Source organism: Streptomyces africanus (assembly GCF_002150735.1).
In the GTDB taxonomy this organism is placed as follows: domain Bacteria; phylum Actinomycetota; class Actinomycetes; order Streptomycetales; family Streptomycetaceae; genus Streptomyces; species Streptomyces africanus.
In genome coordinates, this window is the sequence record NZ_MUKA01000170.1 from 1 (window position 1) to 22940 (window position 22940).

Below are 22940 nucleotides of genomic sequence, written 5' to 3' on the forward strand. Positions count from 1 at the left end.
CCCGCCACGGACTCCACCCCGCGCGCCGCCCCCTCCACCACGAGCACGACGTCCACCGGCCCGTCCACCCCGGGAACCCCGTCCGACGCCAACCGGTCCCGCAACCGCTCCGCCGCCCCCTTCCGGTCCCGCCACCACCCGTCCGGCACCGACCCGACGACATTCGCGGCGTCCACGACGACAAGCAGGGGAGCATTGCTGTTCATGTGGTCAGGGTCGCACGGCGGATCTCGGCCAGGCAGGGGGCGGGCGGGACGTCGACATGGCCCGCCCGCGTAAGGTGAACAAGTGAACGGCGACTGGCTCATCCGCGGCCGCGACGGCCGCCTCACCGTCTACCTGCCCTCCGGCGACGCCGTCCTGTGCCGTGCGGAACGCGGCCCCGCCGGCTCCTGGGAGGCCCCCCGAACCGTCGGCGGCACCCAGAAGCTGCACCCGGGCGTCGCGGTCGGCCAGGGCGCCGACGGCTACGCCCATCTGGCCGCCTGGCGGCCCACCGTGCCGGGCGAGTCGGGCCTGGTGCACTCCACCCACTTCCGGCCCCGGCTCGCGCCCCTGGACTGGGTCCCGATCGGGCACCCCGACAAGAAGGGCGACCGGACGGGCGAGCCGGCCGTCGCCGTCGACGCGCAGGGGCGCTGCCATGTCTTCGTCCGGAACAAGGGCGGCGGGGTGAGCCTGCGCAACCAGAAGGAGAAGGGCGGCTGGGGGGCCTGGCAGGACCTGGAGGGGCACGACGTGGAGGGGGAGTTGGCCGCCGTCACGGGGCAGTCGGGTCTGGTCGAGGTGTACGCGTGTGCGGCCGGCGGGATTCTGCACTGGCGGCAGGAGGAGCCCGGCCGGACCCCGGTGCGGGGGGAGGGGGTGGACGTGCCCGCTCGTCCGGGGACCCTGCGCGCGATCGCCACGTCCGCCGAGCACACCACCCTCTTCTTCACGGACACCTCCGGCGACCTGTGCGCCTGGCGCCCGGGGGAGAAGCCGGTGACCCTCATCGCCTCCGCCGGGCCGGGGCCCGTGTCCGCCGTGCGCTGTGAGATCGAGGGGTACGACTGCACCGTGCTCGCCCAGCGGTCGTCGAGCGGCCGGGTGGCCTTCGCCGCCTATCCGACCGAACAGGAGTCCGCCGGGGCCTGGTGGACCGAGTCCGGCCCTCAACTGCCCGCCGACGCCACCGTGTCGCTCGCGCTCGACGAGCAGGACGAGGTCGTCGCGGCCTCCCTCTCCCCGTCGGCCGGGAAGCTGCTGCTCACCCGCCGCAAGGACGAGCCGGGGCTGGCGCTGGAGGCCTGGCGGGAGATCTGACACCCCGTTCGTTCTCGAGCCTTCTGTCGCCCCAGACACACGGAGCGTGTCAAGGGTTGTACGGATGTGCGCGTGACGAGATGCACCTCTGGTGAACGTGGTCAGAAAGTGAAGGTTTTGTTAGCCTCCTCGCACTGTTCGATGTGCTGGGGGGCCGGTTGCCGCTGCGTCTGGCCGGGGCCGTGGCAACGGGGTTGGGGAATGATGTCGTGAGCAGATCCTCCACGGTGGATCTTGTGGTGGTCGGACTCGGTTACGTGGGGCTGCCGCTGGCCAGGTCCGCGGCTGCCGCGGGCCTGAAGGTGGTCGGCCTCGACCGCAGCCCACGGGTGGTCGACGGGCTGAACGCCGGCCGTTCGCACGTGGACGACATCACCGACTCCGATGTGCGCGGCATGCTGGAGCGGGGCTTCGAGGCCACCGACCGCGCCGGGGTCATCGCCGATGCCGCCGCGGTGGTGGTGTGCGTGCCGACGCCGCTCACCGACCACGGTGCCCCGGACCTCGGCGCCGTGCACGCGGCCGTGGACGACATCGCCGCCCATCTGCGGGCCGGCACGCTCGTCGTGCTGGAGTCGACGACGTACCCGGGCACCACCGACGAGGTCGTCAGGCCCCGGCTGGAGGCCGGCGGGCTGCGCGTCGGTGCCGACTTCCACCTCGCCTTCTCCCCGGAGCGCATCGACCCGGGCAACGCCTCCTTCGGGCTGGAGAACACGCCCAAGGTCGTCGGCGGCATCACGGCCGACTGCACCAAGGCCGCCCGCGCCTTCTACGAGCGGTTCGTGAACCGGGTCGTCGAGGCCAAGGGCACGCGCGAGGCCGAGATGGCCAAGCTGCTGGAGAACACCTACCGGCACGTCAACATCGCGCTCGTCAACGAGATGTCGATGTTCTGCCGTGAGATCGGTGTCGACCTGTGGGACGCCATCCGCTGCGCGTCCACGAAGCCGTTCGGGTTCGCGCCCTTCCACCCCGGCCCCGGCGTCGGCGGGCACTGCATTCCGATCGACCCCAACTACCTGTCGTACAAGGTGCGTTCGCTGGGCATCCCGTTCAGGTTCGTGGAGCTGGCGCAGGAGATCAACCAGCGGATGCCCGTGCATGTCGTCAACCGCGCCGCCGATCTGCTGAACGACCAGGGCAAGGCCGTGCGCGGGTCCCGGGTGCTGCTGCTCGGCGTGACCTACAAGCCGGACATCTCCGACCAGCGCGAGAGCCCGGCGCTGGCCGTCGCGGAGAACCTCCTCGCGCGCGGTGCCGAACTGGTCTACTTCGACCCGCGGGTGGCGGACTGGCGCGTCGGTGGTGCGCCCGTCGAGCGTGCCGAGGACTATCTCGCCGCCGCCGAGACCGCCGACCTCACCATCCTGCTCCAGCCGCACCGCGAGATCGACCTGGACGTGCTCGCCGACCGGGCCCGGGCGCTCTTCGACACCCGGGGCAGGTCCTCCGATCACCCGCGGGTGGTCAAGCTGTGACAACCGAAGACACGTACATACCCGGGGCCGTCGACTCCGGTGGCCGTCGCGCGCACCGCAAGCGACGGCATCTGAAGGTCTCGTACTTCGTCTTCCTGGGCCTGGCCGCGCTCATCGCCACCCGGCTCGACGCCGGCTCCCTGCACCTGTACTCGATGGGTGCCATGGGCCTGCTGGCCCTGAAGATGTTCGGCGCCCTCTTCTACCGTCCGGCCAAGGCCGGGCGGGAGGAGCTGGAGTACCTGGAGAACGCCTGGGTCACCGCGGTCATCCCGATCTATAACGAGGACCCGGTGATGTTCGAGCAGGGCATGCGCAGCCTCCTCGCGCAGAGCCGCCTGCCGAACGAGATCCACATCATCGACGACGCCAGCGCCGACGACTCCGGCATCCGGGCGGCGAAGAAGATGCGCCGCGAGTTCGAGGCCAAGGGCGTCAAGTACACCGTGAGCGTGCAGCCGGAGAACAAGGGCAAGCGCGAGGCGCTGGCGCTGGGCTTCGAGGCCGCGCCCTACTCGGACATCTTCCTCTGCGTCGACTCGGACACCGTCCTGTCCCGGGACACCGTGCGCGAACTGCTGCTGCCGCTGGCCGACGAGAAGATCATGGCCTCCACGGGCATGGTGCTGGCGCTCAACCACGACAGCAACATCTTCACCCGCCTCCAGGACCTGCGCTACGGCAACTCGTTCCTCTTCGAACGGGCCGCCTACTCGCGGCTGAAGTCGGTCCTGTGCTGCTGCGGCGCGCTGTCGGCGTACCGCGGCACGCTGGTGCGCAAGTACCTGCCGGACTTCCTCAACCAGCAGTTCCTGGGCAAGCCGGCCGTCTTCGGTGACGACCGCCGGATGACCAACTACTGCCTGATGGAAGGCCAGGTCGTCTTCCAGGAGACGGCCGTCGGCTACACCGCCGTCCCGGAGAAGCTGCCGCACTTCCTGCGCCAGCAGGTGCGCTGGAACAAGTCCTTCTTCCGCGAGTCGCTGTGGGCCTTCCGGCACCAGAAGAAGTACCGGCCCGCCTTCTGGCTGACCTGCATGGAACTCGCGCTGTGGCTGGTCTTCGGCTCGGCGATGTTCTACTCGATGGTCATCCTGCCCATCATGAAGCCCCAGCAGTTCGTCCACCACATCGGCGACTACCTGGTCTTCATGGTCCTGATGGGCTACCTGCGCAATGTGCGCTACCTCGACTTCCCGCGCCGCGGCATGGGCTTCGTCAAGCGGTTCGGCATGTTCCTGCTCGCGCCGATCTACGGCGTGATCCAGCTGACCCTGCTGACCCCGCTGCGCTTCTACGCCCTGTTCACCCTCCACAAGGGCAGCTGGGGCACCCGCCAGGGCGGTGTCGAGGTGTCCGTGGCCGGTGACCACGAGTCCGATGTGACGGAGATCTTCGAGGAAGAGGACCCGTACTCCGACAAGAAGGTCACCGAGACGCTCCAGCTGATGCGTCTGGAGGGCGTGGCCCTGCGCACCCGGCCCCGTCCCGCCGGCGGTATCCCCGCCCAGCCGCAGCCGATCCCCGGCTACGACGAGGAGCAGCACGCGGCCGCCCCCCAGCAGCGCGTGAGCTGGGGGACGCCGGAACCGGCCGGTCAGCAGCAGTGGCAGGGCGGGTACGACGGCTACCCCGCCCCGTACCGGCAGCAGTACCCGAACCAGGGCCACGACCCCCAGCAGGGCGCGTACCCGTACCAGGACCCCTCCTGGCAGCAGGGTCAGGGACACGGCCAGGGCGGCTGGTAGGCCGCCTCGGGCGGACAGGCATGAGAGAGGGGCGGCCGGGGGGCCGCCCCTCTCTCACGTGTTCCGGGCCTCAGGTGTACGAGGCCATCGCCTCCTCGACCGTCAGCACCGGGATGTCCCGGTCGTCGATCGCCTTCATCAGCGTCTCCAGGCCCGCCTTGCCGATCTCGGTGCTCGTCGTCGGGGCGCCCTCGGTGACCTTGTGCAGACAGAGGATCAGCCAGTCACCGCTGTTCACGCACCGGTCGAGCCGGCCGCCCGCGCCCGTCAGCCTCGACAGCGCCGTACCGCCGATGCCCGTACCGTCGTTGATGCCGGTCAGCGCCTTGAGGCGGTACGGCATCGCCGGCGCGAACGACTCGATCGTCTCGGAGATGATCGACCGGGCCGTGGTGAAGTGCCGGCTCGCGATCTGGTCGACCGGGACACCGTCGGTCGTCTTCTGGAACGCGCCGTGCGGATAGGCGAAGTGCTCGCTGGTGAAGCCGTTGGACACCAGCCACTCGCGCAGCTTCCGGAAGTCGGCGTCGGCCTCCTCGGCGGTGAGCTTGGGATAGCTCGCCGTGTGGACGGCGTTCGCGTACGAGTGGCCGGCCATCTCCCAGCCGGAGAAGTCCTGCATCGAGCGCATCTGGTTCAGCGTCAGGAAACTGCCCGTGCCGATGGCGTCGGCGATGTTGTAGACCGTGCCGGGGAAGCCGTAGCGGTCCATGACCGGGCGCGCCAGGTCGTGGATCGACTTGTGGGAGTCGTCGAAGGTGACGGAGACGACGCCCTTGGGGAAGACCGAGACCGTGTCCGGTATCAGTTCCACGGCCTGGAGCCGGTACGTCACCGGGCCGCCCGCGTCGTCGTACACGGCGAACGACATGTCGGTGAAGCCGGTCTTCGTGGACGGCTTGCCGTCGGCGCCGATGGAGTACGTGCCGGCCGCCGCGTTGACGTCGGCCCACTGGAGATGGACCGTCACCCACTCGCCCGACTGGACGTAGTTGGCCGACGTCTTGGAGTGGGCGTGGAACGTCCAGGCGAAGTGGTTCGCGAAGGAGCCGCTGCCCAGGTAGAAGACGAGCTTGGCCAGGTTCGTCACGTCGTCGACGCGGAAGACGAGCCGGATCATCTTGCCGGTCAGGCTCACCGCGGGCATGCCGGTCTTGCGGACGTAGGACTGCTTGCCGCTGCCGTTCGTGGTCACCCGGACCGACTGGGTGCCGCGCACGAAGACGGATGTGTCGTTCGCCTCGGCCGACGCGGTGCCGGCGCCGCCGGGCGTCCAGCCGTGGGAGGCCTGGAACTGCTGGGACCAGCTCGCCCTGCGGTACTTGGGGCGGCGGCCGGAGGGGGCGTAGAGGGGAGGCGTGGCGAGGCCTCCGATGGCTCCCTCGGCGGCCGGGGCGGCGGCGGGCTGCGCCACCACCTTGCCCAGCCACGCGCCGCCGCCGGCCATGGCGACGCCTCCTGTACCGCCCATCAGCAGCGCGGAGCGCCTGCTCACCACCGGCTTGTCCTCCGTCGCCTCAGCAGCGTGCCTGTGGGCGCCGGACCGCCTTTTCCTCACCGGGACTCCCGAACCGTGTCGAAGTAGTTCATTCCCTTGCCGGTGAAGCCCTCGACCGCGGACTGGACTTCCTTCACCGACAGGGTTTCGTTCGTGTTGTAGTAGAGCCAGTCCACCTTCATGTCCCAGGCGCGGTCGCCCTTGAAGGGCAGATCGATGAACCAGTGGTTGAAGTTCACGGACATGTCCGCGCGCGGGGCGTACTTCCCGTCGCTGAGGAAGACCTTCTTGCCGTCGAGCCAGTAGGCGACGACACCGTCCTTCACCCTGATCAGCACGGTGTGCCAGGTGTCGAGGCTCTTGTTCGTGGTCTCGTAGACCCGGTCGTTCGTCTTGTGGTCGAACCAGGTCACGGTGTCGAGCTTGGGACCGGGACGGCCCCAGCCGCCGTTCGGCATGTACTCGTTGTCCAGCTCGCTGTACTTCGAGCCCGTGCCGCCGATGGTGTAGAAGGTCTGGTTGACGTGGTCGCCGGAGTCTCCGGTGGCGGGCTCGTCGCTGAAGTGGATCCGGGCCGCGTAGGTGCCGTCGCGGAACTTGCTCGCGGCCGTGCCGAGGCTCGCCTGCTTCGTCCCGGCCTCGGTGCCGTCCGTGCTGGCGCGCAGGTTGAGCACCTGGCCGTCTGCGTGGGCGCCCTCGGCGGTGGGGAAGGTGACGCCGTCCGCCGACCAGGTGCTCTCGATGCCGGGGCCGCCCTTGCTGGTGCGGACCAGCCAGCCGTGCTTGAAGAGGGCCGGGTCCTTGGCGCCCTGGTACGCGAAGTCGTCGAACAGCACCCCGGCCGGGGGAGCCGGCAGCGGGTCGGGCGCGGCACCCCTCGCCGCGGCCTTCTTCTCGTCGCTCGCCTCGGTGCCGTCCGGCTCCTCGCCCCAGGCCAGGACGCCCCGCTTGTACGCGGTGACCTTCTCCGCCTCCTTGTAGGACCTCATCCCGGCGTCAAAGGAGCGGTCGTCGGACTGCTTCAGCTTCTTGTGGTCGGTGCGGAAGAGCTGGACGTCGATGCCCTTGCTGTTGGCACCGGGCTTCAGGCTGCCCGCGCCGGCCGTGAACCTGAGCTCCAGGTAGTGGTCGGCGCCGTCGGTGGCCTGGTCCATCGCGACGACCCGGCCGGCGACGTTCGAGCAGCCGAAGGCGGCGTTGACACAGTTGAAGGCGTACGACGAGGGTCCCGGGGCCCCGTCGGCGGTGAACCAGTACCGGAGCGTCACCTCGCTCAACGGCACTGCCTTCTCGGTCTCGTTGAAGACCTCGAACGACGGCTTGGCCGCCGCGGCCGTGGCCGGAGTGTCGGTCCGGTAGCGGACCTTGAGCTCGGGCGGGTCCGGATGGGCCGCCTTCCACACGGGGTACAGCGCCGTGCCGCCGGCGGCGACCACCGCCACGAGGAGCAGGAGCCTGATCCTGGGCCAGACCCGGCGTCCGGGTGGGCGGCGGCGGGAGGACGCCACGAACGACTCCTTCGAGGACACCCGGTGGCCTCCGGTGGAGACCGTCAGGGCACGGTAAACAATGGTCGGATTGTGTGAGGATCCTATCTGTGGCGGCATACGGAAGGGGGGCGGGGCGTCCGGATCGTTACCGGTCGCCCCGCCCCCCTCAGGGGTTACGCGTTACGCGGGGACGCTCGCCACGCCCTGCGCCAGGAACCTCTTGCCGTTGACCCGCTCGGAGACGCCCTCGCGGTCCAGGTACGGCGTGATGCCGCCCAGGTGGAACGGCCAGCCGGCGCCCGTGATCAGGCACAGGTCGATGTCCTGCGCCTCGGCGACGACGCCCTCGTCGAGCATGAGCCCGATCTCCTGCGCCACCGCGTCGAGCACGCGCTCCCGCACCTGCTCCTCCGTCAGGACGCTGTCGCCCTGCTTCAGCAGCGCGGCGACCTCCGGGTCCAGCTCGGGCTTGCCGCTGTCGTAGACGTAGAAGCCGCGCTTGCCCGCCTCGACGACCGCCTTGAGGTTCGGGGAGACCGTGAAGCGGTCCGGGAACGCCCGGTTGAGCGTCTCGGAGACGTGCAGGCCGATCGCCGGGCCGACCAGCTCCAGCAGGACCAGCGGCGACATCGGCAGACCCAGCGGCTCGACGCCCTTCTCGGCGACCTCGACGGGGGTGCCCTCGTCGATGATGTTCTGGATCTCGCCCATGAAGCGGGTCAGGATGCGGTTCACGACGAACGCCGGGGCGTCCTTCACCAGCACCGCGGTCTTCTTCAGCTTCTTGGCGACGCCGAACGCCGTGGCCAGGGAGGCCTCGTCGGTCTGCTCACCGCGGACGATCTCCAGCAGCGGCAGCACGGCGACCGGGTTGAAGAAGTGGAAGCCGACGACCCGCTCCGGGTGCTTCAGCTTCGAAGCCATCTCCGACACCGACAGCGAGGAGGTGTTGGTGGCCAGGATCGCGTGCGCCGGGGCGACCGCCTCGACCTCCGCGAACACCTTCTGCTTGACGCCCATCTCCTCGAACACGGCCTCGATGACGAAGTCCGCGTCCGCGAAGCCCTCGGCCTTGTCCAGGACGCCGGTCACCAGCGCCTTGAGGCGGTTGGCCTTGTCCTGGTTGATCCGGCCCTTGCCGAGCAGCTTGTCGATCTCGGCGTGGACGTAGCCCACACCCTTGTCGACGCGCTCCTGGTCGATGTCGGTCAGCACGACCGGCACCTCCAGGCGGCGCAGGAACAGCAGCGCGAGCTGGCTGGCCATCAGACCGGCGCCCACGACGCCGACCTTGGTGACCGGGCGGGCCAGGCTCTTGTCCGGGGCACCGGCCGGGCGCTTGCCGCGCTTCTGCACCAGGTTGAAGGCGTAGATGCCGGAGCGCAGTTCACCGCCCATGATCAGGTCGGCGAGCGCCTTGTCCTCGGCGTCGTAGCCCTGCTGGAGGTCGCCGTTCTTGGCGGCGGCGATGATGTCCAGGGCGCGGTAGGCGGCCGGGGCCGCGCCGTGCACCTTGGAGTCCGCGATGAAACGGCCCTTGGCGACGGCCTGGTCCCAGCCCTCGCCGCGGTCGATCACCGGGCGCTCGACCTCGATCTCGCCCGTGAGGACGGACGCGGTCCAGATCAGCGACTGCTCCAGGAAGTCCGCGCCCTCGAAGAGCGCGTCGGCGATCCCGAGCTCGTAGACCTGCTTGCCCTTGAGCTGCTTGTTCTGGTTGAGGCTGTTCTCGATGATCACCGAGACGGCCTTGTCGGCGCCGATCAGGTTCGGCAGCAGCGTGCAGCCGCCCCAGCCCGGGACCAGGCCGAGGAACACCTCGGGCAGCGAGAACGCCGGGAGGGCCGCGGAGACGGTCCGGTAGGTGCAGTGCAGACCGACCTCGACACCGCCGCCCATCGCCGCGCCGTTGTAGTACGCGAAGGTCGGCACGGCCAGCTTGGACAGCCGCTTGAAGACCTCGTGGCCGCCCTTGCCGATGGCGAGCGCGTGCTCGTACTCCTTGAGGATCTCCACGCCCTTGAGGTCGGCGCCGACCGCGAAGATGAACGGCTTGCCGGTGATGCCGACGCCGACGATCTCGCTGTCGGCCGCCTCCTTCTCGACCTGGTCGATCGCGGCGTTCAGGTTCGCCAGCGAGGCCGGGCCGAAGGTGGTCGGCTTGGTGTGGTCCAGGCCGTTGTCCAGGGTGATCAGGGCGAAGCGCCCGGCACCCGCGGGGAGGTCGAAGTGGCGTACGTGCGCCTGCGTGACGACCTCGTCCGGGAACAGGTCGGAGGCCTGCTTCAGAAGCTCGGCGGTGGTGCTCACTTGTCCCCCTCGAAGTGCGGGTTCTCCCAGATGACCGTCGCGCCCATGCCGAAGCCGACGCACATGGTCGTCAGGCCGTAGCGGACGTGCGGCTGCTCCTCGAACTGGCGGGCCAGCTGCGTCATCAGACGGACACCGGAGGAGGCCAGCGGGTGGCCGAAGGCGATGGCGCCGCCGTACTGGTTGACGCGCTCGTCGTCGTCGGCGATGCCGTAGTGGTCGAGGAAGGCCAGGACCTGGACGGCGAAGGCCTCGTTGATCTCGAACAGGCCGATGTCGGAGATCGACAGGCCGGCCTGGGCCAGCGCCTTCTCCGTCGCCGGGATCGGGCCGTAGCCCATGACCTCCGGCTCGACGCCCGCGAACGAGTAGGCGACCAGGCGCATCTTCACGGGGAGGTCGTTCTCCCGCGCGAACTCCTCGGAGGCGATGACCGAGGCGGTGGCGCCGTCGTTCAGACCGGCCGCGTTGCCGGCGGTGACCCGGCCGTGGACACGGAACGGGGTCTTGAGGCCCTGGAGGTTCTCCAGGGTCGTGCCCGGGCGCATCGGCTCGTCGGCGGTGACCAGGCCCCAGCCCGTCTCACCGGCCTCGGCGTTGGTCCGGCGGACCGACACCGGCACCAGGTCGGCCTGGATCTTGCCGTTGGCGTACGCCTTGGCGGCCTTCTCCTGGGAGCGCACGGCGTACTCGTCGGCGCGCAGCTTGGTGATCTGCGGGTAACGGTCGTGCAGGTTCTCCGCGGTCATGCCCATGAACAGGGCCGACTCGTCGACCAGCTTCTCGCTGACGAACCGCGGGTTCGGGTCGACGCCCTCGCCCATCGGGTGGCGGCCCATGTGCTCGACACCGCCGGCGATGGCGACGTCGTAGGCACCGAAGGCGACGGAACCGGCGACCGTGGTCACGGCCGTCAGGGCGCCCGCGCACATGCGGTCGATGGAGTAGCCCGGCACGGACTGCGGCAGGCCGGCGAGGATCCCGGCCGTGCGGCCGATGGTGAGGCCCTGGTCACCGATCTGGGTGGTCGCGGCGATGGCGACCTCGTCGATCTTCTTCGGGTCGAGGCCGGGGTTGCGGCGCAGCAGCTCCCGGATCGCCTTCACGACGAGGTCGTCGGCACGGGTCTCGTGGTAGATGCCCTTCGGGCCCGCCTTGCCGAACGGGGTGCGGACGCCGTCTACGAAGACGACGTCCCTGACGGTACGAGGCACGATGGCTCTCCTCCAGGGTCCAGGACGCTGAGCGCTTGCTCATCCCATGCTACTTATGAGTAACGTAGCTGCCCAGTCCTGACATGGCGAGCGGCGAAGGTCACACAAAAAACGCCCGGCCTTTAGGGGCGCGGGGAACTGCGCGACCAGCCACATCCGGCCGGCAGTCCCCCACGCACAGCAAGAGGCAATCACCCGACGACAGTCACAGTCCCGGCCCCCACAGTCCGCCCACCCTCACGCATGGCGAACCCGAGCCCCGGCTCCAACGGCACCTCCCGCCCCAGCTCCACGGTCATGGCAACCGTGTCACCGGGTCGAGCCACCGCCACCTCACCGAGGACGACCACCCCCACCACATCCGCGGTCCGGATGTAGAACTGCGGCCGGTACCCGGAGGAGACGGGCGTCGTCCGCCCGCCCTCCCGGGCCGACAGGACATACACCTGCGCCGAGAAACGCCGCCGCGGCTTCACACTCCCCGGCGCGGCCACCACATGCCCCCGCCGGACAGCGTCCCGGGGAACCCCCCGCAGCAGCAGCGCCACGTTGTCCCCGGCCTGCGCCTCCTCCATCGGCTTGCCGAAGGTCTCCAGCCCGGTGACCACCGTCTCGACGGCAGCCCCGAGCACCTCGACCTTGTCCCCGACCCGCACCGTGCCCCGCTCCACCGCACCGGTCACCACGGTCCCCCGCCCGGTGATGGTCAGCACGTTCTCCACGGACAGCAGGAACGGCGCGTCCAGATACCGCTCCGGCATCGGCACGTACGTGTCCACCGCGTCGAGCAGCGCCTCGATCGAGGCCGTCCACCGCGGGTCCCCCTCCAGCGCCTTGAGTCCCGAGACGCGTACGACGGGTACGGAGTCGCCTCCGTAGCCGTGTGCCGTGAGCAGGTCGCGGACCTCCAGCTCGACCAGGTCGGTCAGTTCCTCGTCGCCCGCGTCGGCCTTGTTGAGGGCGACCACGATGTGGTCGACGCCCACCTGCCGGGCGAGCAGTACGTGTTCGGCGGTCTGCGGCATGATCCCGTCGAGCGCGGAGACGACGAGGATCGCCCCGTCGAGCTGCGCGGCGCCGGTGACCATGTTCTTGACGTAGTCGGCATGGCCGGGCATGTCGACGTGCGCGTAGTGCCGGGTGTCGGTCTCGTACTCGACGTGCGCGATGTTGATGGTGATGCCGCGCGCCGCCTCCTCGGGCGCCCGGTCGATCCGGTCGAACGGCACGAACGTGCCGGTGCCGCGCTCGGCGAGGACCTTGGTGATGGCGGCCGTGAGCGTGGTCTTGCCGTGGTCGACATGACCCATCGTGCCGATGTTGAGGTGCGGTTTCGTACGGATGTAGGCCGTCTTGGACATGGCTGTACCTCGAAGCGTGTGATCAGCGAAGAAGAACGTGGGACCCCGAGGACCTGCCCGACCCTCCCCCTGCGGGGTCCGCCGGACGAACCGGAGAGGGTCAGCTTCGGGCGCCGTCCGCAACGGCCGTGACAACCACGACGGCAGCCTTCGGGGCATCCGTGACCACGGATGCTGCGAGAGTGAAGGCGTGCCGGAACATGCGTCAGATCATCGCCGACGCTTCACCGCACGTCGAACGGTTTTCGGCGTCCGCTCCGTCGGTCCCGCGCGGGGATGCGGACGGCTGTCTGTGACGCTGGTGAGACGAACCATACGGCGATCACACACATCTGTCGGTTAGTGTCACCGGATGCTCGATGCCACCACCCGCTCTGGGGGCACCGCCACGGCCTCTCCCCGGGCCAGCACCGCGGAGCTCGCCGTCGCCGTCCCCTCGGCAACGACCGCCTCGCCCGTCCCGTCCACCGGTTTCACCGCTCGCTGCACGAGAGTTCTGCTCTCCCCGTGGTCGCGGCTGTCCCTGCTCGTCGCGCTGCTCGCCGCGGGCGCGTGCGGAGTGCTGCTGTTCGAGCCGCAGCGGCTGCTGACGCAGGGCTGGCCGCCACAGCTCGGCGGCGCCATGGCGGCGCTGGTGTTCGCGGTGGCATACGGCGTGTGCACGGTGGCGTTCGTACCGAGGCCGCTGCTGAACCTCGCGGCGGGGGCGCTGTTCGGTTCGCAGCTGGGCACCGGCGTGGCGCTGGCGGGCACCGTGCTCGGTGCCGGGATCGCCTTCTGCCTGGGCCGCGCGCTGGGCCAGGACGCCCTGCGGCCGCTGCTGCGCGGGCGCTGGCTGAAGGCCGCGGACGGTCAGCTCAGCCGGCACGGCTTCCGCTCGATGCTGGTGGTGCGGCTCTTCCCCGGTGTGCCGTTCTGGGCCGCGAACTACTGCGCCTCGTTCTCCCGCATGGGCCTGCTGCCGTTCCTGCTGGCGACGGGCCTCGGCTCGATCCCGAACACCGCCGCCTACGCCGTCGCCGGCGCCCGCGCCTCCGCCCCGACGTCCCCCGCCTTCCTGATCGCCCTGGCCTGTATAGCCCTGCCCGCGCTGGCGGGCGTGGTGGTGGCGTGGCGCAAGCGGCACCGCCTGCGCCAGCTCTGACGAACCGTTAGGCTCGCCCGGCTCACACCCGTTCCAGCACCATGGCGTTGGCGAGCCCGCCCGCCTCGCACATGGTCTGGAGCGCGTACCGGGCGCCCCGTTCGCGCATCGCGTGCACCAGCGTCGTCGTCAGCCGCGTGCCGCTCGCGCCGAGCGGGTGGCCGAGCGCGATCGCGCCGCCGTGCACGTTGACCCGGGCGAGGTCGGCGCCGGTCTCCTGCTGCCAGGCCAGGACGACGGCCGCGAACGCCTCGTTGACTTCGAACAGGTCGATGTCGTCGAGGCTCAGCGAGGCCCTGCGCAGTACCTTCTCGGTCGCCGGGACGACACCGGTGAGCATCAGCAGCGGGTCGGAGCCGGTGACGGCGAAGCTGTGCAGCCGGGCGAGCGGGCGCAGGCCGAGCCGGGCCGCCGTCTCGCTGGAGGTGATGAGCACCGCCGAGGCTCCGTCGTTGACCGGGCTGGCGTTGCCCGCCGTGACGTTCCACTCGATCTGCGGGAAGCGCTCGGCGAAGCCGGGGTCGTAGTAGGCGGGCTTGAGGCCGGCGAGGATCTCGGGGGTGCTGCCGGGCCGTACGCACTCGTCGCGCGTGACACCCTCCAGGGGCGCGACCTCGGCGTCGAAGAGCCCGCCGTCCCAGGCAGCCGCGGCCTTGTGGTGCGACGAGACGGCGAAGTCGTCCATCTGCTCGCGGCCGATCGACCACTTGGCGGCGATGAGTTCGGCGCTGATGCCCTGCGGGACGAGCCCTTCGGGGTAGCGCTCGGCGATCCCGGGGCCGAAGGGGTCCTTGCCCGCGGGCACGTTCGACCACATCGGCACCCGGCTCATCGACTCGACCCCGCAGGCCACGACGAGGTCGTACGCGCCCGAGAGGACGCCCTGGGCCGCGAAGTGCACGGCCTGCTGGGAGGAGCCGCACTGGCGGTCCACCGTGGTCGCGGGCACCGACTCCGGGAAGCCCGCGGACAGGGCGGCGTAGCGGGTGGTGTTCATGGCCTGCTCGCCGACCTGGTCGACGGCGCCGCCGATGACGTCGTCGATCAGCGCCGGGTCGACGCCGGAGCGTTCGACGAGGGTGCGCAGGGTGTGGGCGAGGAGCTCCACCGGGTGGACGTGCGCCAGGGCGCCGTTCGGCTTGCCCTTGCCGATCGGGGTGCGTACGGCTTCGACGATCACTGCGTCACGCATGTGCGGGCCTCCACGGCTACCAGTGAGTAGGAAATCCGAACTCACCGTAGCCCGATGGGTTGGAAAATCCAACCCTCTCCTAGACTGAGCCGCATGGCCGCCAGCAAAGACCCGCGCCCCTGCTCCATCGCCGACACCCTGGCCCTCGTCGGCGAGAAGTACTCGCTGCTCGTGCTGCGGGAGGTGTGCCTCGGCAACGGCCGTTTCGACCAGCTGGTGCGCAACGTCGGCGCACCGCGCGACATCCTCGCCACGCGGCTGCGCCGGCTCGTCGACGCCGGGATCCTGGTCAAGCACCTCTACAGCGAGCGCCCGCAGCGCTTCGAGTACCGGCCGACCCGGGCCGGGCTGGAACTGGAGCCGGTGCTGATGACCCTCATGGCCTGGGGCGACCGCCACCTGCGGACGGACGGCGACCGTCCGATGGTCGTGGAACACTCCTGCGGCCGGGCGCTCACCCCGGTCGTCACCTGCCGGGCCTGCGGCGACGAGGTGCGCCACGAGGACCTCAGGGCCCACCCCCAGGCGCCCGGCTGGACGGTGACCGGACCGACGGCGGCCTGATCCCGGCCTGCCCCGCAGCACCGGCCAAACCCCTGTGTCGGAGCGGACATCCAGGGGCGCTACGCTTCCCCCTCGGCACATATGATCCCCCGGTCATCACACCCGGCGGCCCGGTGTGCCCGTCGTCCGTTCCACGATCGGCACTTGGACTCCGCTACCTCATGTCTTGGTTCGAATCACTCATCCTCGGACTCGTCCAGGGGCTGACCGAGTTCCTCCCCGTCTCCTCCAGCGCGCACCTGCGTCTGACGGCGGCCTTCTCGGGCTGGGAGGACCCGGGCGCGGCCTTCACGGCGATCACCCAGATCGGCACCGAGGCCGCCGTGCTGATCTACTTCCGCAAGGACATCGGGCGGATCATCTCGGCGTGGACGCGCTCGCTCACGAACAAGGAGCTGCGCGGCGACCCCGACGCGCGGATGGGCTGGCTGGTCATCGTCGGCTCGATCCCGATCGGTGTGCTCGGCGTGACGCTGAAGGACCAGATCGAGGGTCCGTTCCGGGACCTGCGCATCACCGCGACGATGCTGATCGGCATGGGCATCGTCCTGGGCGTCGCCGACCGGCTCGCGGCACGGGACGAGAGCGGCGGCAAGCACCGCGCGCCCAAGCAGCGCAAGGCCCTGGAGGACCTGGGCGTACGGGACGGCCTGATCTACGGCGTCTGCCAGGCCATGGCGCTCGTCCCGGGCGTCTCCCGCTCCGGCGCCACCATCAGCGGCGGCCTGTTCATGGGCTACAAGCGCGAGGCCGCGGCCCGCTACTCCTTCCTGCTCGCGGTCCCGGCGGTGCTCGCCTCCGGCGTCTTCGAGCTCAAGGACGCGACGGAGGGCGGCCATGTCTCGTGGGGGCCGACGATCTTCGCGACGGTCATCGCCTTCGGGGTCGGCTACGCGGTGATCGCGTGGTTCATGAAATTCATCTCGACCAAGAGCTTCATGCCGTTCGTCTGGTACCGGATCGCGCTCGGCATCCTCATCATCGCCCTGGTCAGCATGGGTGCGCTGAGCCCGCACGCGGCCGAGTCGGCGGGCTGACCCGGCGGGCTGTGACCCGCGTCTCGTGACCAACCGCATAGCCTTGGGGTAGCCGTCCGGTAGCGGGCTGTCAGTGGCTGCCCCTACGCTTGTCCGCATGTCCCCCGATTTCGTGACCCCTGGTTCCGTGCGGTCCGCCGCCGAGGTCAACGAGGAGATCCGTGCGCTCTGGCGGCGCACGGGCGGCACCCTGTCGGCCGAGGAGCGCGCGGAGTACGAACTGCTCGTCGTCGAGTGGGCGGCCGCGATCCGCGGCGCCGTCGTCAAGGCGGCCTGACCCGTCCCGTCCCGCACCCCCTAGGCGCACAGACGCGCAAGCACCTCCTCCTCGACGGGGTACGGCCGCTCCTCGGGCAACAGCCCGGCGGCCGAGTCGAGTTCCCCCGCCCGCACCAGCGCATGAACGTCCGTGGCGAGCGGCGTGACGTCCTCGATGCCCACGATCCACTCGTCGGCGTACCGCGCCGCCGCCTCCCCCGCGAGCCCCAGCTGGAGCGAACGGTGCGGCAGCGGTTCGAGATGCAGATTGCGCTCCGGATCCCACTGCACCCGCGCCGGCGACTGCCTCAACTGCCGCTTCCAGTCGGCCCGGTCGCCGTGCACGGCGGGGACGTGATGGGACAGGCAGGCGTTGCGCAGGGCCCACCGGAAGCCCTCGCTGCTGATCTCGACCGCCAGGACCGTTTCCTGGCCCTCCTTGGTGCCCCAGCCGCAGCGGTACATCATCCACAGGAACGACGGCTTGATCCATGTCATGCGGTCGCGCTTCCAGGACGACGGGAAGCGGCCGTGGCGGGCGGCGGGGCCGCCGATCTCCGGGCGGTAGGCCTGGTAGACGGTGATCGTGGACTCGGTGTGGCGGGCACGTATCCGGAATCTCGGTTCGTTCTGATCGTTCACGAAGGACAGGCTGGGCCCCGGGGGTCCTCCCCGGCCACCGAATATCACGCACACCCCTTGGCTGCGCACCTCCGGTGCCCAACACTTGGCCGATGACGCAGCGCGTGGAGCTCGCCACCGTGAGGGACCGACTGGCCGTCGACGGAGTGATCACCGACTACGCGGTGGCGGTCGACGACGGCGACTGGGAGGGGTACCGGGGGCTGTTCGTCCCTCAGGGACGGGCGGACTACCGCTCGGCCGGCGGCATCGAGGGGGAGGCCACGGCGGTCGCCGCATGGCTCGCCGAGAGCATGCGGCTCTTCCCGATGCGACAGCACCTGATCGTCAACCGGCGGGTGCGCTTCGGTGTCTGGGAGCAGGACACCGGCGACACGGCCCAGGTCCAGGCCGACTACATCAACCCCATGGCCACCGAAGGCCCCGCGCCCGACTTCGTGGGCGGCGGCCGGTACGCCTTCGCGCTGCGGCGCACGGCCGACGGCTGGCGGCTGAGCGAGGTGGTCGTCCGGGAGAAGTGGCGGCGCCTTCCCGAGCGGCGGACGGCACCTGTGGTCGACTGACCCGGCGGGCGTCCTCTGTCCTAGATCGTCCGCAGGGCGCACACTGGAGGCACCCGCGGGGTAGGAGGCGCCTATGAAGACGCTCGGCCACTGGCTCGCCTCCCCGTGGCGGCGCTCGGCCGCCGCTGTGATCGCGGGCGCCCTTCCCGTACTCGCCTATCCCGCCCCGGCCTTGTGGTGGTGGGCCTATGTCGCCCTGGTCCCCTGGATCCTGCTGACGCGCACGGCGCCGACCGGGAAACGCGCGGCGTACGACGGCTGGTGCGCCGGGTTCGGCTTCATGCTGGCCCTGCACCACTGGCTGCTGCCCTTCCTGCACGTGTTCACGTTCGTCCTCGCCGCGCTGCTCGGCGCCCTGTGGGCCGGGTGGGGATGGCTGGTGCACCGGCTGCTGGCGGGCGTTCCCTCGCGGCGGCGGATCGCGTCCGCGCTCGTCGTCCTGCCGTCCGGCTGGCTGGCCGTCGAGCTGGTCCGCTCCTGGCAGGGCCTCGGCGGCCCCTGGGGCATGCTCGGCTCCAGTCAGTGGCAGGTCGAGCCGGCGCTGCGGCTGGCCTCGGTCGGCGGGGTGTGGCTGCTCAGCTTCCTGATCGTGGCCATGAACGTCGCGGTCGCCGTCCTCGTCGCGGTCCGTCAGGCCCGCGTGCCCGCCATGGCCGGTCTCGTCGCCACGGCCGCCGCCACCTCCGCCGCCTGGTCCCTGTCGCCCCGCCCCGATGTCGACGGCCAGGTCAGGATCGCCGTCGTCCAGCCCGGCGTCATCGACGGCCCGAACCACCGGCTCGCCCGCGAGGAACAGCTCACCCGCCGCCTCGCCGGACAGGACGTCGACCTGATCGTCTGGGGCGAGAGCAGCGTCGGCTTCGACCTCGGGGACCGGCCCGACCTCGCCCGGCGGCTCGCCGGCCTGTCCCGCGCGACGGGCGCCGACATCCTGGTCAACGTGGACGCCCGGCGCTCCGACAAGCCCGGCATCTACAAGAGCTCCATCCTGATCGGGCCCGACGGTCTCACCGGCGAGCGCTACGACAAGATGCGGCTCGTCCCCTTCGGCGAGTACGTCCCGGCCCGCTCCCTGCTCGGCTGGGCCACCTCCGTCGGCAAGGCGGCGGGCGAGGACCGCATGCGCGGCTCCCAGCCGGTCGTGATGAACGTGGGGGACAGCCTGCGCGCCGGCCCGATGGTGTGCTTCGAGACGGCCTTCCCCGACATGACCCGCCACCTCACCCGGGAGGGCGCCGACGTGCTGATCGGCCAGTCGTCGACGTCCACGTTCCAGAACAGCTGGGCGCCCGAGCAACACGCCTCGCTCGCCGCGCTGCGCGCCGCCGAGACCGGCCGCCCCATGGTGCACGCGACGCTGACGGGTGTCTCCGCCGTCTACGGCCCGAGCGGGGAGCGCGTCGGCTCGTGGCTCGGCACGGACGCGTCCGCCACGCAGGTCTACGACGTGCCCCTCGCCCACGGCACCACGCCCTACGTGCGCCTCGGTGACTGGACCGTGCACGCGGCCATGCTGATCCTCGCCGCGTGGGCCGCCGGTGAGGGCGTACGGACGCTGCGGCTCAGGCGATCCGCTCCTGAACCGCGCGTACCACCCGTTCGCACAGTTCATGAGTCTCCAGCGCGTCCCTGGCGCTGAGCACCCTGCCCGCCCGCACGGCGTCCAGGAACGCCAGCACCGCCTGCTCGATGCCGCGCTGCCGGGCCACCGGCACCCAGTCGCCGCGCCGCCGCACGGTCGGCTGCCCCTTGTGGTCGACGACCTCGGCGAGATTGATCACCTGCCGCTTGGTGTCCTGCCCGGACACCTCCAGGATCTCCTCGGCCGAACCGCTGAGCCGGTTCATCACGCCGAGCGCGGTGAAGCCGTCCCCGGCGAGCTGGAGCACGAGGTGGTGCACCAGGCCGCCTTGGACCCGGGCACGCACGGTGACGTCGTCGACCTCTCCGGGCACCAGGAACCGCAGGGTGTCGACGACGTGGATGAAGTCGTCGAGGACCATCGTGCGCGGCTCCTCCGGGAACCCGATGCGGTTCTTCTGCATCAGGATCAGCTCGCGCGGATGGTCGGCGCACTGCGTGTAACCGGGGGCGTGACGCCGGTTGAAGCCGACGGCGAGGCTGGTGTCCCGCTCCTCGGCGAGCTCCACCAGCCGCGTGGACGCGTCGAGTTCGTAGGCCAGCGGCTTGTCGACGTACGTCGGCACGCCCGCTTCCAGCAGCCGGGTCACGATCTCCGGGTGCACGATCGTGGGCGCGTGCACGAAGGCGGCGTCGAGGCCTGCCGCGAGGAGGGAGTCCAGAGTCGTGTGCCGCCGCTCCGGCGGGATGTGGAGGCCGTCGGCGACCCGGTCGAGCGTGGCGGGCGTGCGCGTCTGGAGGTGCAGCTCCACCCCGGGCTGGAAGGCGAGGACCGGAAGGTAGGCCTTCTGCGCGATGTCGCCGAGTCCGATGCAGCCGACCTTCACGGGGTGCTCTCCTCTAACGGTCGCCGGCCGGGGTCTGCTCGGAAGCATACGTCTGCTGCGGCGGCCGCCAGTCGGCGATGCCGTCGAAGCTACGCAGGAACAGCGCGGGCCCGGCCTTCGACAGCGCGGCCAGGGCCGTGTCTCGTACGACGGTGCCGACACGGCTGGTCATGAGGTTGAGCCGGGCGACCTTCACGGCCTGGCGTGCGACGGCGGTCGTACGGGGCAGCCGGGCGGCGGTGTAGGCCGGGAGGTCGTCGCAGTGGTGCGCGAGGACGACCGCGTCCTCGATGGCCTGGTTGCCGCCCTGGCCGAGGGTCGGGGGCATGGCGTGCGCGGCGTCGCCGACCAGGGCGACCCTGCCGTGGTGGTAGTCGGGCAGGGATTCGGCGATGTGGTGGACGTCGTGCCGCAGTACGTCCTCGGGGCGGGCGGCGTCGAGCACGGCGGGGATCGGGTCGTGCCAGTCGCCGAAGCGGCGCAGCAGCTCGGCCCTCTCGTCGTCGGGCGCGCGTCCACCGGCGGGTGTCACGGCGGCGGCGTAGGCGTAGACGCGGCCGTCCTTGAGCGGGTGCGTGCCCCAGATGCGGCCCCTGCCCCAGGTCTCGTGCGAGGCGAACTCGACGCCGGGGACGGGGATCACGACCCGCCAGGTGGTGAATCCGGAGTAGACGGGCCCCGGGTGGCCGGGGAAGAGCGCGCGGCGTACGGCGGACCGGACGCCGTCGGCGGCCACCACCAGGTCGGCCTCCAGCTCGCCGTCCGCGGTGATGACGCGGGCGGGCCGGCCGGTGTCGCCGCTGTCGGCGAGAGTCGCGGCGGCGTCCGTGCGGACCGCGTCGGGCGGGAGCAGTGCGGTCAGGCGCTCGACGAGGGTGGCGCGGTGCAGCAGCACGAGCGGGCCGCCGAAGCGCTCGGCGGCGGCTTCGGCGGAGGAGCGCGAGAGCCACCGGCCGGACGGCGTGCGCAACCCGCCGTCCCCCGCCCAGGCGGCGAGGTCGCGGATCTCGTCACCGAGGCCGATGACGTCCAGCGCGCGCAGGGAGTTGGGAGCGAGGGAGATGGCGGCGCCGACCGGCTGCAGTGAGCGGGCGCGCTCCAGCACGGTGACCTGCCGGCCACTCCGGTGCAGTGCGGCCGCTGCGGTCAGGCCTCCTATTCCGCCGCCGATCACGACAACCCGCCTCGCCTGTGTCATGGCTCCTCCTCCGACCGGCGGCCGGATCTGAACCGGCCGTGCGACTACACCTGTAGTCCCCTGTCGACTTTACTACGGCTGTAGTGAGACGGGTAGCGTGAGCTCCATGTCCGTACGTACCACCGGCCCCTCCCGCTCCGACCTCGTCGCCGACACCGCCCTCGCCCTGCTCGCCGAGCGCGGGATGCGGGGCCTCACGCACCGGGCGGTCGACGAGGCGGCCGGACTCCCCCAGGGCTCCACGTCGAACCTCGCCCGGACCCGGCAGGCCCTGCTGGAACTGGCGGTGCGGCGCCTGGCCGACCGCGAGGCGCGGGTGCTGGCGCTGCACGAGATGCCGGACCCCCGGGCCGGGGCCGGCCCCCTGGTGGACGCGCTGGCCCTGGCCACCCACCGCGCCCTGACCCGTAACCGCGAACTCACCCTCGCCCGCTACGAACTGGCCCTGGAGGCCACGCGCCGCCCGGAGCTGCGGGCGTACTTCGACGCGACGGGCGCCCGCTTCCGTGAGCAGCTGGCCGCCCTCGTCACCGGGATGGGCTCGACGGACCCGGCCCGGCACACGCTGTCCCTGATCGCCTGGGCGGACGGGCTCATGTTCAGTTGCGTGGCGGGGTCCTTCGGTGCCGAGGTGCCGGGCCTGGAGGAGGTGCGGGCCGGGCTGCGGGAACTGCTGGACGGGATGCTCGGGGCCTGAAAAAAGCCGTGGTGCGGCAAGGGGGCGCTGGGAAAGGATGCGGACATGACGACCGAACGCCATATGCCCGCCACGACCGCCGACGAACGGACCATGCTGGAGGGCTGGCTGGAGTTCCACCGGCAGACCCTCGCGTGGAAGTGCGAGGGTCTGACCGACGAGCAGCTCAGGTCCCCCGCCGTGGAGCCCTCCGACCTGTCCCTGCTGGGGCTGGTGCGGCACATGGCGGACGTGGAACGGAGCTGGTTCCGCCGGGTGCTGACGAACGAGGACGCGGCGCCCCTCTATTTCACCGACGAGGATCTGGACGGCGAGTTCCACGTGACCGAGGCGGACACCTACGCGGAGGCCTACGCCGCCTGGCAGGCCGAGATCGAGATCGCCCGGACCAATGCCGCCCGCTTCGGCCTGGACGACATCTCCGAGGGCAAGCACCGCCGCACCGGCGAGCGGTTCAACCTGCGGTGGCTCTACACCCACATGATCGAGGAGTACGCGCGGCACAACGGCCACGCCGACCTGCTCCGCGAGCGCATCGACGGCTCGACCGGCGACTGACGTCACCCAGGGCGGGCCGAGTGTCTCCGTACGGGGAGCGAGATCACCCGTGCGGGGCATCCTCCGCCCGTCCGCTGCCCTGCCGCGGGCCGGACGCACCAGAGTGACGCGGGTGCATCGAACGACGACCACAGCGACGCTCCTGGTGACCGTGGCGGTTTCGGCCCTCTCCGGCTGTGTGACGGTCCAGCGTCCCCTCGCTCCCGGGCCGC

General features: G+C 70.9%; 20 protein-coding genes and 1 pseudogene. 11 read left to right on the top strand and 10 right to left on the bottom strand.

What is annotated here, in order from left to right:
- Positions 1–206, bottom strand: a pseudogene (locus CCL05_RS21080) (NTP pyrophosphohydrolase); the annotation flags it as partial.
- Between the two features lie 82 nt (positions 207–288).
- Here CCL05_RS21080 and CCL05_RS21085 point away from each other — a divergent pair.
- From CCL05_RS21085 to CCL05_RS21095, 3 genes are all read left to right on the top strand, one after another.
- On the top strand, positions 289–1305 hold the full coding sequence (locus tag CCL05_RS21085; protein WP_086562046.1) for a PLL family lectin: 1017 nt from the start codon (positions 289–291) through the stop codon (positions 1303–1305).
- Positions 1306–1514: 209 nt separating this feature from the next.
- Positions 1515–2786 carry a nucleotide sugar dehydrogenase gene (locus CCL05_RS21090; RefSeq protein ID WP_086562047.1) on the top strand — a complete coding sequence of 424 codons (1272 nt, stop codon included), beginning with the start codon at positions 1515–1517 and terminating at the stop codon, positions 2784–2786.
- The gene (locus CCL05_RS21095) at positions 2783–4534 is read left to right on the top strand and encodes a glycosyltransferase (RefSeq protein ID WP_086562048.1); all 1752 of its coding nucleotides are present in this window, start codon (positions 2783–2785) and stop codon (positions 4532–4534) included. Before CCL05_RS21090 ends, CCL05_RS21095 begins: the two co-directional genes overlap by 4 nt.
- A gap of 70 nt (positions 4535–4604) precedes the next feature.
- Here the strand turns inward: CCL05_RS21095 and CCL05_RS21100 are convergent, their stop codons facing one another.
- The 5 genes from CCL05_RS21100 to tuf form a co-directional block, all read right to left on the bottom strand.
- On the bottom strand, positions 4605–6029 hold the full coding sequence (locus tag CCL05_RS21100) for a polysaccharide deacetylase family protein (protein ID WP_244204341.1): 1425 nt from the start codon (positions 6027–6029) through the stop codon (positions 4605–4607).
- Between the two features lie 59 nt (positions 6030–6088).
- Positions 6089–7540 (bottom strand): cellulose binding domain-containing protein, encoded by a 1452-nt coding sequence (locus CCL05_RS21105; protein WP_086562064.1) that lies wholly within the window; start codon positions 7538–7540, stop codon positions 6089–6091.
- A 162-nt stretch (positions 7541–7702) separates the two neighbouring features.
- Positions 7703–9832 (bottom strand): 3-hydroxyacyl-CoA dehydrogenase NAD-binding domain-containing protein, encoded by a 2130-nt coding sequence (locus CCL05_RS21110; protein WP_086562050.1) that lies wholly within the window; start codon positions 9830–9832, stop codon positions 7703–7705.
- Positions 9829–11046 (bottom strand): thiolase family protein, encoded by a 1218-nt coding sequence (locus tag CCL05_RS21115; protein ID WP_059420673.1) that lies wholly within the window; start codon positions 11044–11046, stop codon positions 9829–9831. The genes CCL05_RS21110 and CCL05_RS21115 overlap by 4 nt, the downstream gene beginning before the upstream one ends.
- 191 nt (positions 11047–11237) lie before the next feature.
- Entirely contained in the window at positions 11238–12407 is a 1170-nt protein-coding gene (gene tuf, locus CCL05_RS21120; RefSeq protein ID WP_086562051.1) for an elongation factor Tu, read from the bottom strand.
- Between the two features lie 352 nt (positions 12408–12759).
- Between tuf and CCL05_RS21125 the strand changes: the two genes are divergently transcribed.
- Entirely contained in the window at positions 12760–13551 is a 792-nt protein-coding gene (locus CCL05_RS21125; protein ID WP_086562052.1) for a TVP38/TMEM64 family protein, read from the top strand.
- Positions 13552–13573: 22 nt separating this feature from the next.
- On the opposite strand, the gene CCL05_RS21130 is transcribed toward CCL05_RS21125, so the two are convergent.
- Positions 13574–14743 carry a thiolase family protein gene (locus CCL05_RS21130; protein WP_086562053.1) on the bottom strand — a complete coding sequence of 390 codons (1170 nt, stop codon included), beginning with the start codon at positions 14741–14743 and terminating at the stop codon, positions 13574–13576.
- Between the two features lie 93 nt (positions 14744–14836).
- Between CCL05_RS21130 and CCL05_RS21135 the strand changes: the two genes are divergently transcribed.
- The 3 genes from CCL05_RS21135 (at position 14837) to CCL05_RS21145 (ending at position 16621) form a co-directional block, all read left to right on the top strand.
- Positions 14837–15307 carry a winged helix-turn-helix transcriptional regulator gene (locus CCL05_RS21135; protein WP_086562054.1) on the top strand — a complete coding sequence of 157 codons (471 nt, stop codon included), beginning with the start codon at positions 14837–14839 and terminating at the stop codon, positions 15305–15307.
- A gap of 161 nt (positions 15308–15468) precedes the next feature.
- Positions 15469–16344 carry an undecaprenyl-diphosphate phosphatase gene (locus CCL05_RS21140; protein ID WP_086562055.1) on the top strand — a complete coding sequence of 292 codons (876 nt, stop codon included), beginning with the start codon at positions 15469–15471 and terminating at the stop codon, positions 16342–16344.
- Between the two features lie 97 nt (positions 16345–16441).
- The gene (locus CCL05_RS21145) at positions 16442–16621 is read left to right on the top strand and encodes a hypothetical protein (protein ID WP_086562056.1); all 180 of its coding nucleotides are present in this window, start codon (positions 16442–16444) and stop codon (positions 16619–16621) included.
- 20 nt (positions 16622–16641) lie between these two features.
- On the opposite strand, the gene CCL05_RS21150 is transcribed toward CCL05_RS21145, so the two are convergent.
- Positions 16642–17244 (bottom strand): DUF4291 domain-containing protein, encoded by a 603-nt coding sequence (locus tag CCL05_RS21150; RefSeq protein ID WP_086562057.1) that lies wholly within the window; start codon positions 17242–17244, stop codon positions 16642–16644.
- 92 nt (positions 17245–17336) lie between these two features.
- Between CCL05_RS21150 and CCL05_RS21155 the strand changes: the two genes are divergently transcribed.
- Together CCL05_RS21155 and lnt are read left to right on the top strand one after the other, a co-directional pair.
- Complete coding sequence (locus CCL05_RS21155) at positions 17337–17807, top strand: nuclear transport factor 2 family protein (RefSeq protein ID WP_086562058.1); 471 nt, start codon at positions 17337–17339, stop codon at positions 17805–17807.
- Between the two features lie 73 nt (positions 17808–17880).
- Positions 17881–19446 (top strand): apolipoprotein N-acyltransferase, encoded by a 1566-nt coding sequence (gene lnt, locus CCL05_RS21160; protein WP_086562059.1) that lies wholly within the window; start codon positions 17881–17883, stop codon positions 19444–19446.
- Here the strand turns inward: lnt and CCL05_RS21165 are convergent.
- Entirely contained in the window at positions 19370–20275 is a 906-nt protein-coding gene (locus CCL05_RS21165) for a Gfo/Idh/MocA family protein (protein ID WP_086562060.1), read from the bottom strand. The two genes, lnt and CCL05_RS21165, sit on opposite strands and share 77 nt — an antisense overlap.
- 13 nt (positions 20276–20288) lie before the next feature.
- A complete protein-coding gene (locus CCL05_RS21170) occupies positions 20289–21473 on the bottom strand; it encodes an FAD-dependent monooxygenase (protein ID WP_086562061.1) in 1185 nt (394 codons plus the stop codon).
- A 106-nt stretch (positions 21474–21579) separates the two neighbouring features.
- Here CCL05_RS21170 and CCL05_RS21175 point away from each other — a divergent pair, with 106 nt between their 5' ends.
- Positions 21580–22170, top strand: coding sequence for a TetR/AcrR family transcriptional regulator (locus tag CCL05_RS21175; RefSeq protein ID WP_086562062.1), 591 nt, complete (start codon positions 21580–21582; stop codon positions 22168–22170).
- A 45-nt stretch (positions 22171–22215) separates the two neighbouring features.
- Positions 22216–22728, top strand: a complete 513-nt coding sequence (locus CCL05_RS21180; protein ID WP_086562063.1) for a DinB family protein — start codon at positions 22216–22218, stop codon at positions 22726–22728.
- The last annotated feature ends 212 nt before the right edge of the window (positions 22729–22940 follow it).

What these genes read in the sequence shown, in the direction of transcription:
- CCL05_RS21145 (WP_086562056.1), top strand. Translation starts at nt 16,442, where the DNA reads ATGTCCCCCGATTTCGTGACCCCTGGTTCCGTGCGGTCCGCCGCCGAG.
- CCL05_RS21170 (WP_086562061.1), bottom strand. Translation starts at nt 21,473, where the DNA reads ATGACACAGGCGAGGCGGGTTGTCGTGATCGGCGGCGGAATAGGAGGC.
- CCL05_RS21125 (WP_086562052.1), top strand. Translation starts at nt 12,760, where the DNA reads ATGCTCGATGCCACCACCCGCTCTGGGGGCACCGCCACGGCCTCTCCC.
- CCL05_RS21135 (WP_086562054.1), top strand. Translation starts at nt 14,837, where the DNA reads ATGGCCGCCAGCAAAGACCCGCGCCCCTGCTCCATCGCCGACACCCTG.
- tuf (WP_086562051.1), bottom strand. Translation starts at nt 12,407, where the DNA reads ATGTCCAAGACGGCCTACATCCGTACGAAACCGCACCTCAACATCGGC.
- CCL05_RS21140 (WP_086562055.1), top strand. Translation starts at nt 15,469, where the DNA reads ATGTCTTGGTTCGAATCACTCATCCTCGGACTCGTCCAGGGGCTGACC.
- lnt (WP_086562059.1), top strand. Translation starts at nt 17,881, where the DNA reads ATGAAGACGCTCGGCCACTGGCTCGCCTCCCCGTGGCGGCGCTCGGCC.
- CCL05_RS21180 (WP_086562063.1), top strand. Translation starts at nt 22,216, where the DNA reads ATGACGACCGAACGCCATATGCCCGCCACGACCGCCGACGAACGGACC.
- CCL05_RS21175 (WP_086562062.1), top strand. Translation starts at nt 21,580, where the DNA reads ATGTCCGTACGTACCACCGGCCCCTCCCGCTCCGACCTCGTCGCCGAC.
- CCL05_RS21155 (WP_086562058.1), top strand. Translation starts at nt 17,337, where the DNA reads ATGACGCAGCGCGTGGAGCTCGCCACCGTGAGGGACCGACTGGCCGTC.
- CCL05_RS21130 (WP_086562053.1), bottom strand. Translation starts at nt 14,743, where the DNA reads ATGCGTGACGCAGTGATCGTCGAAGCCGTACGCACCCCGATCGGCAAG.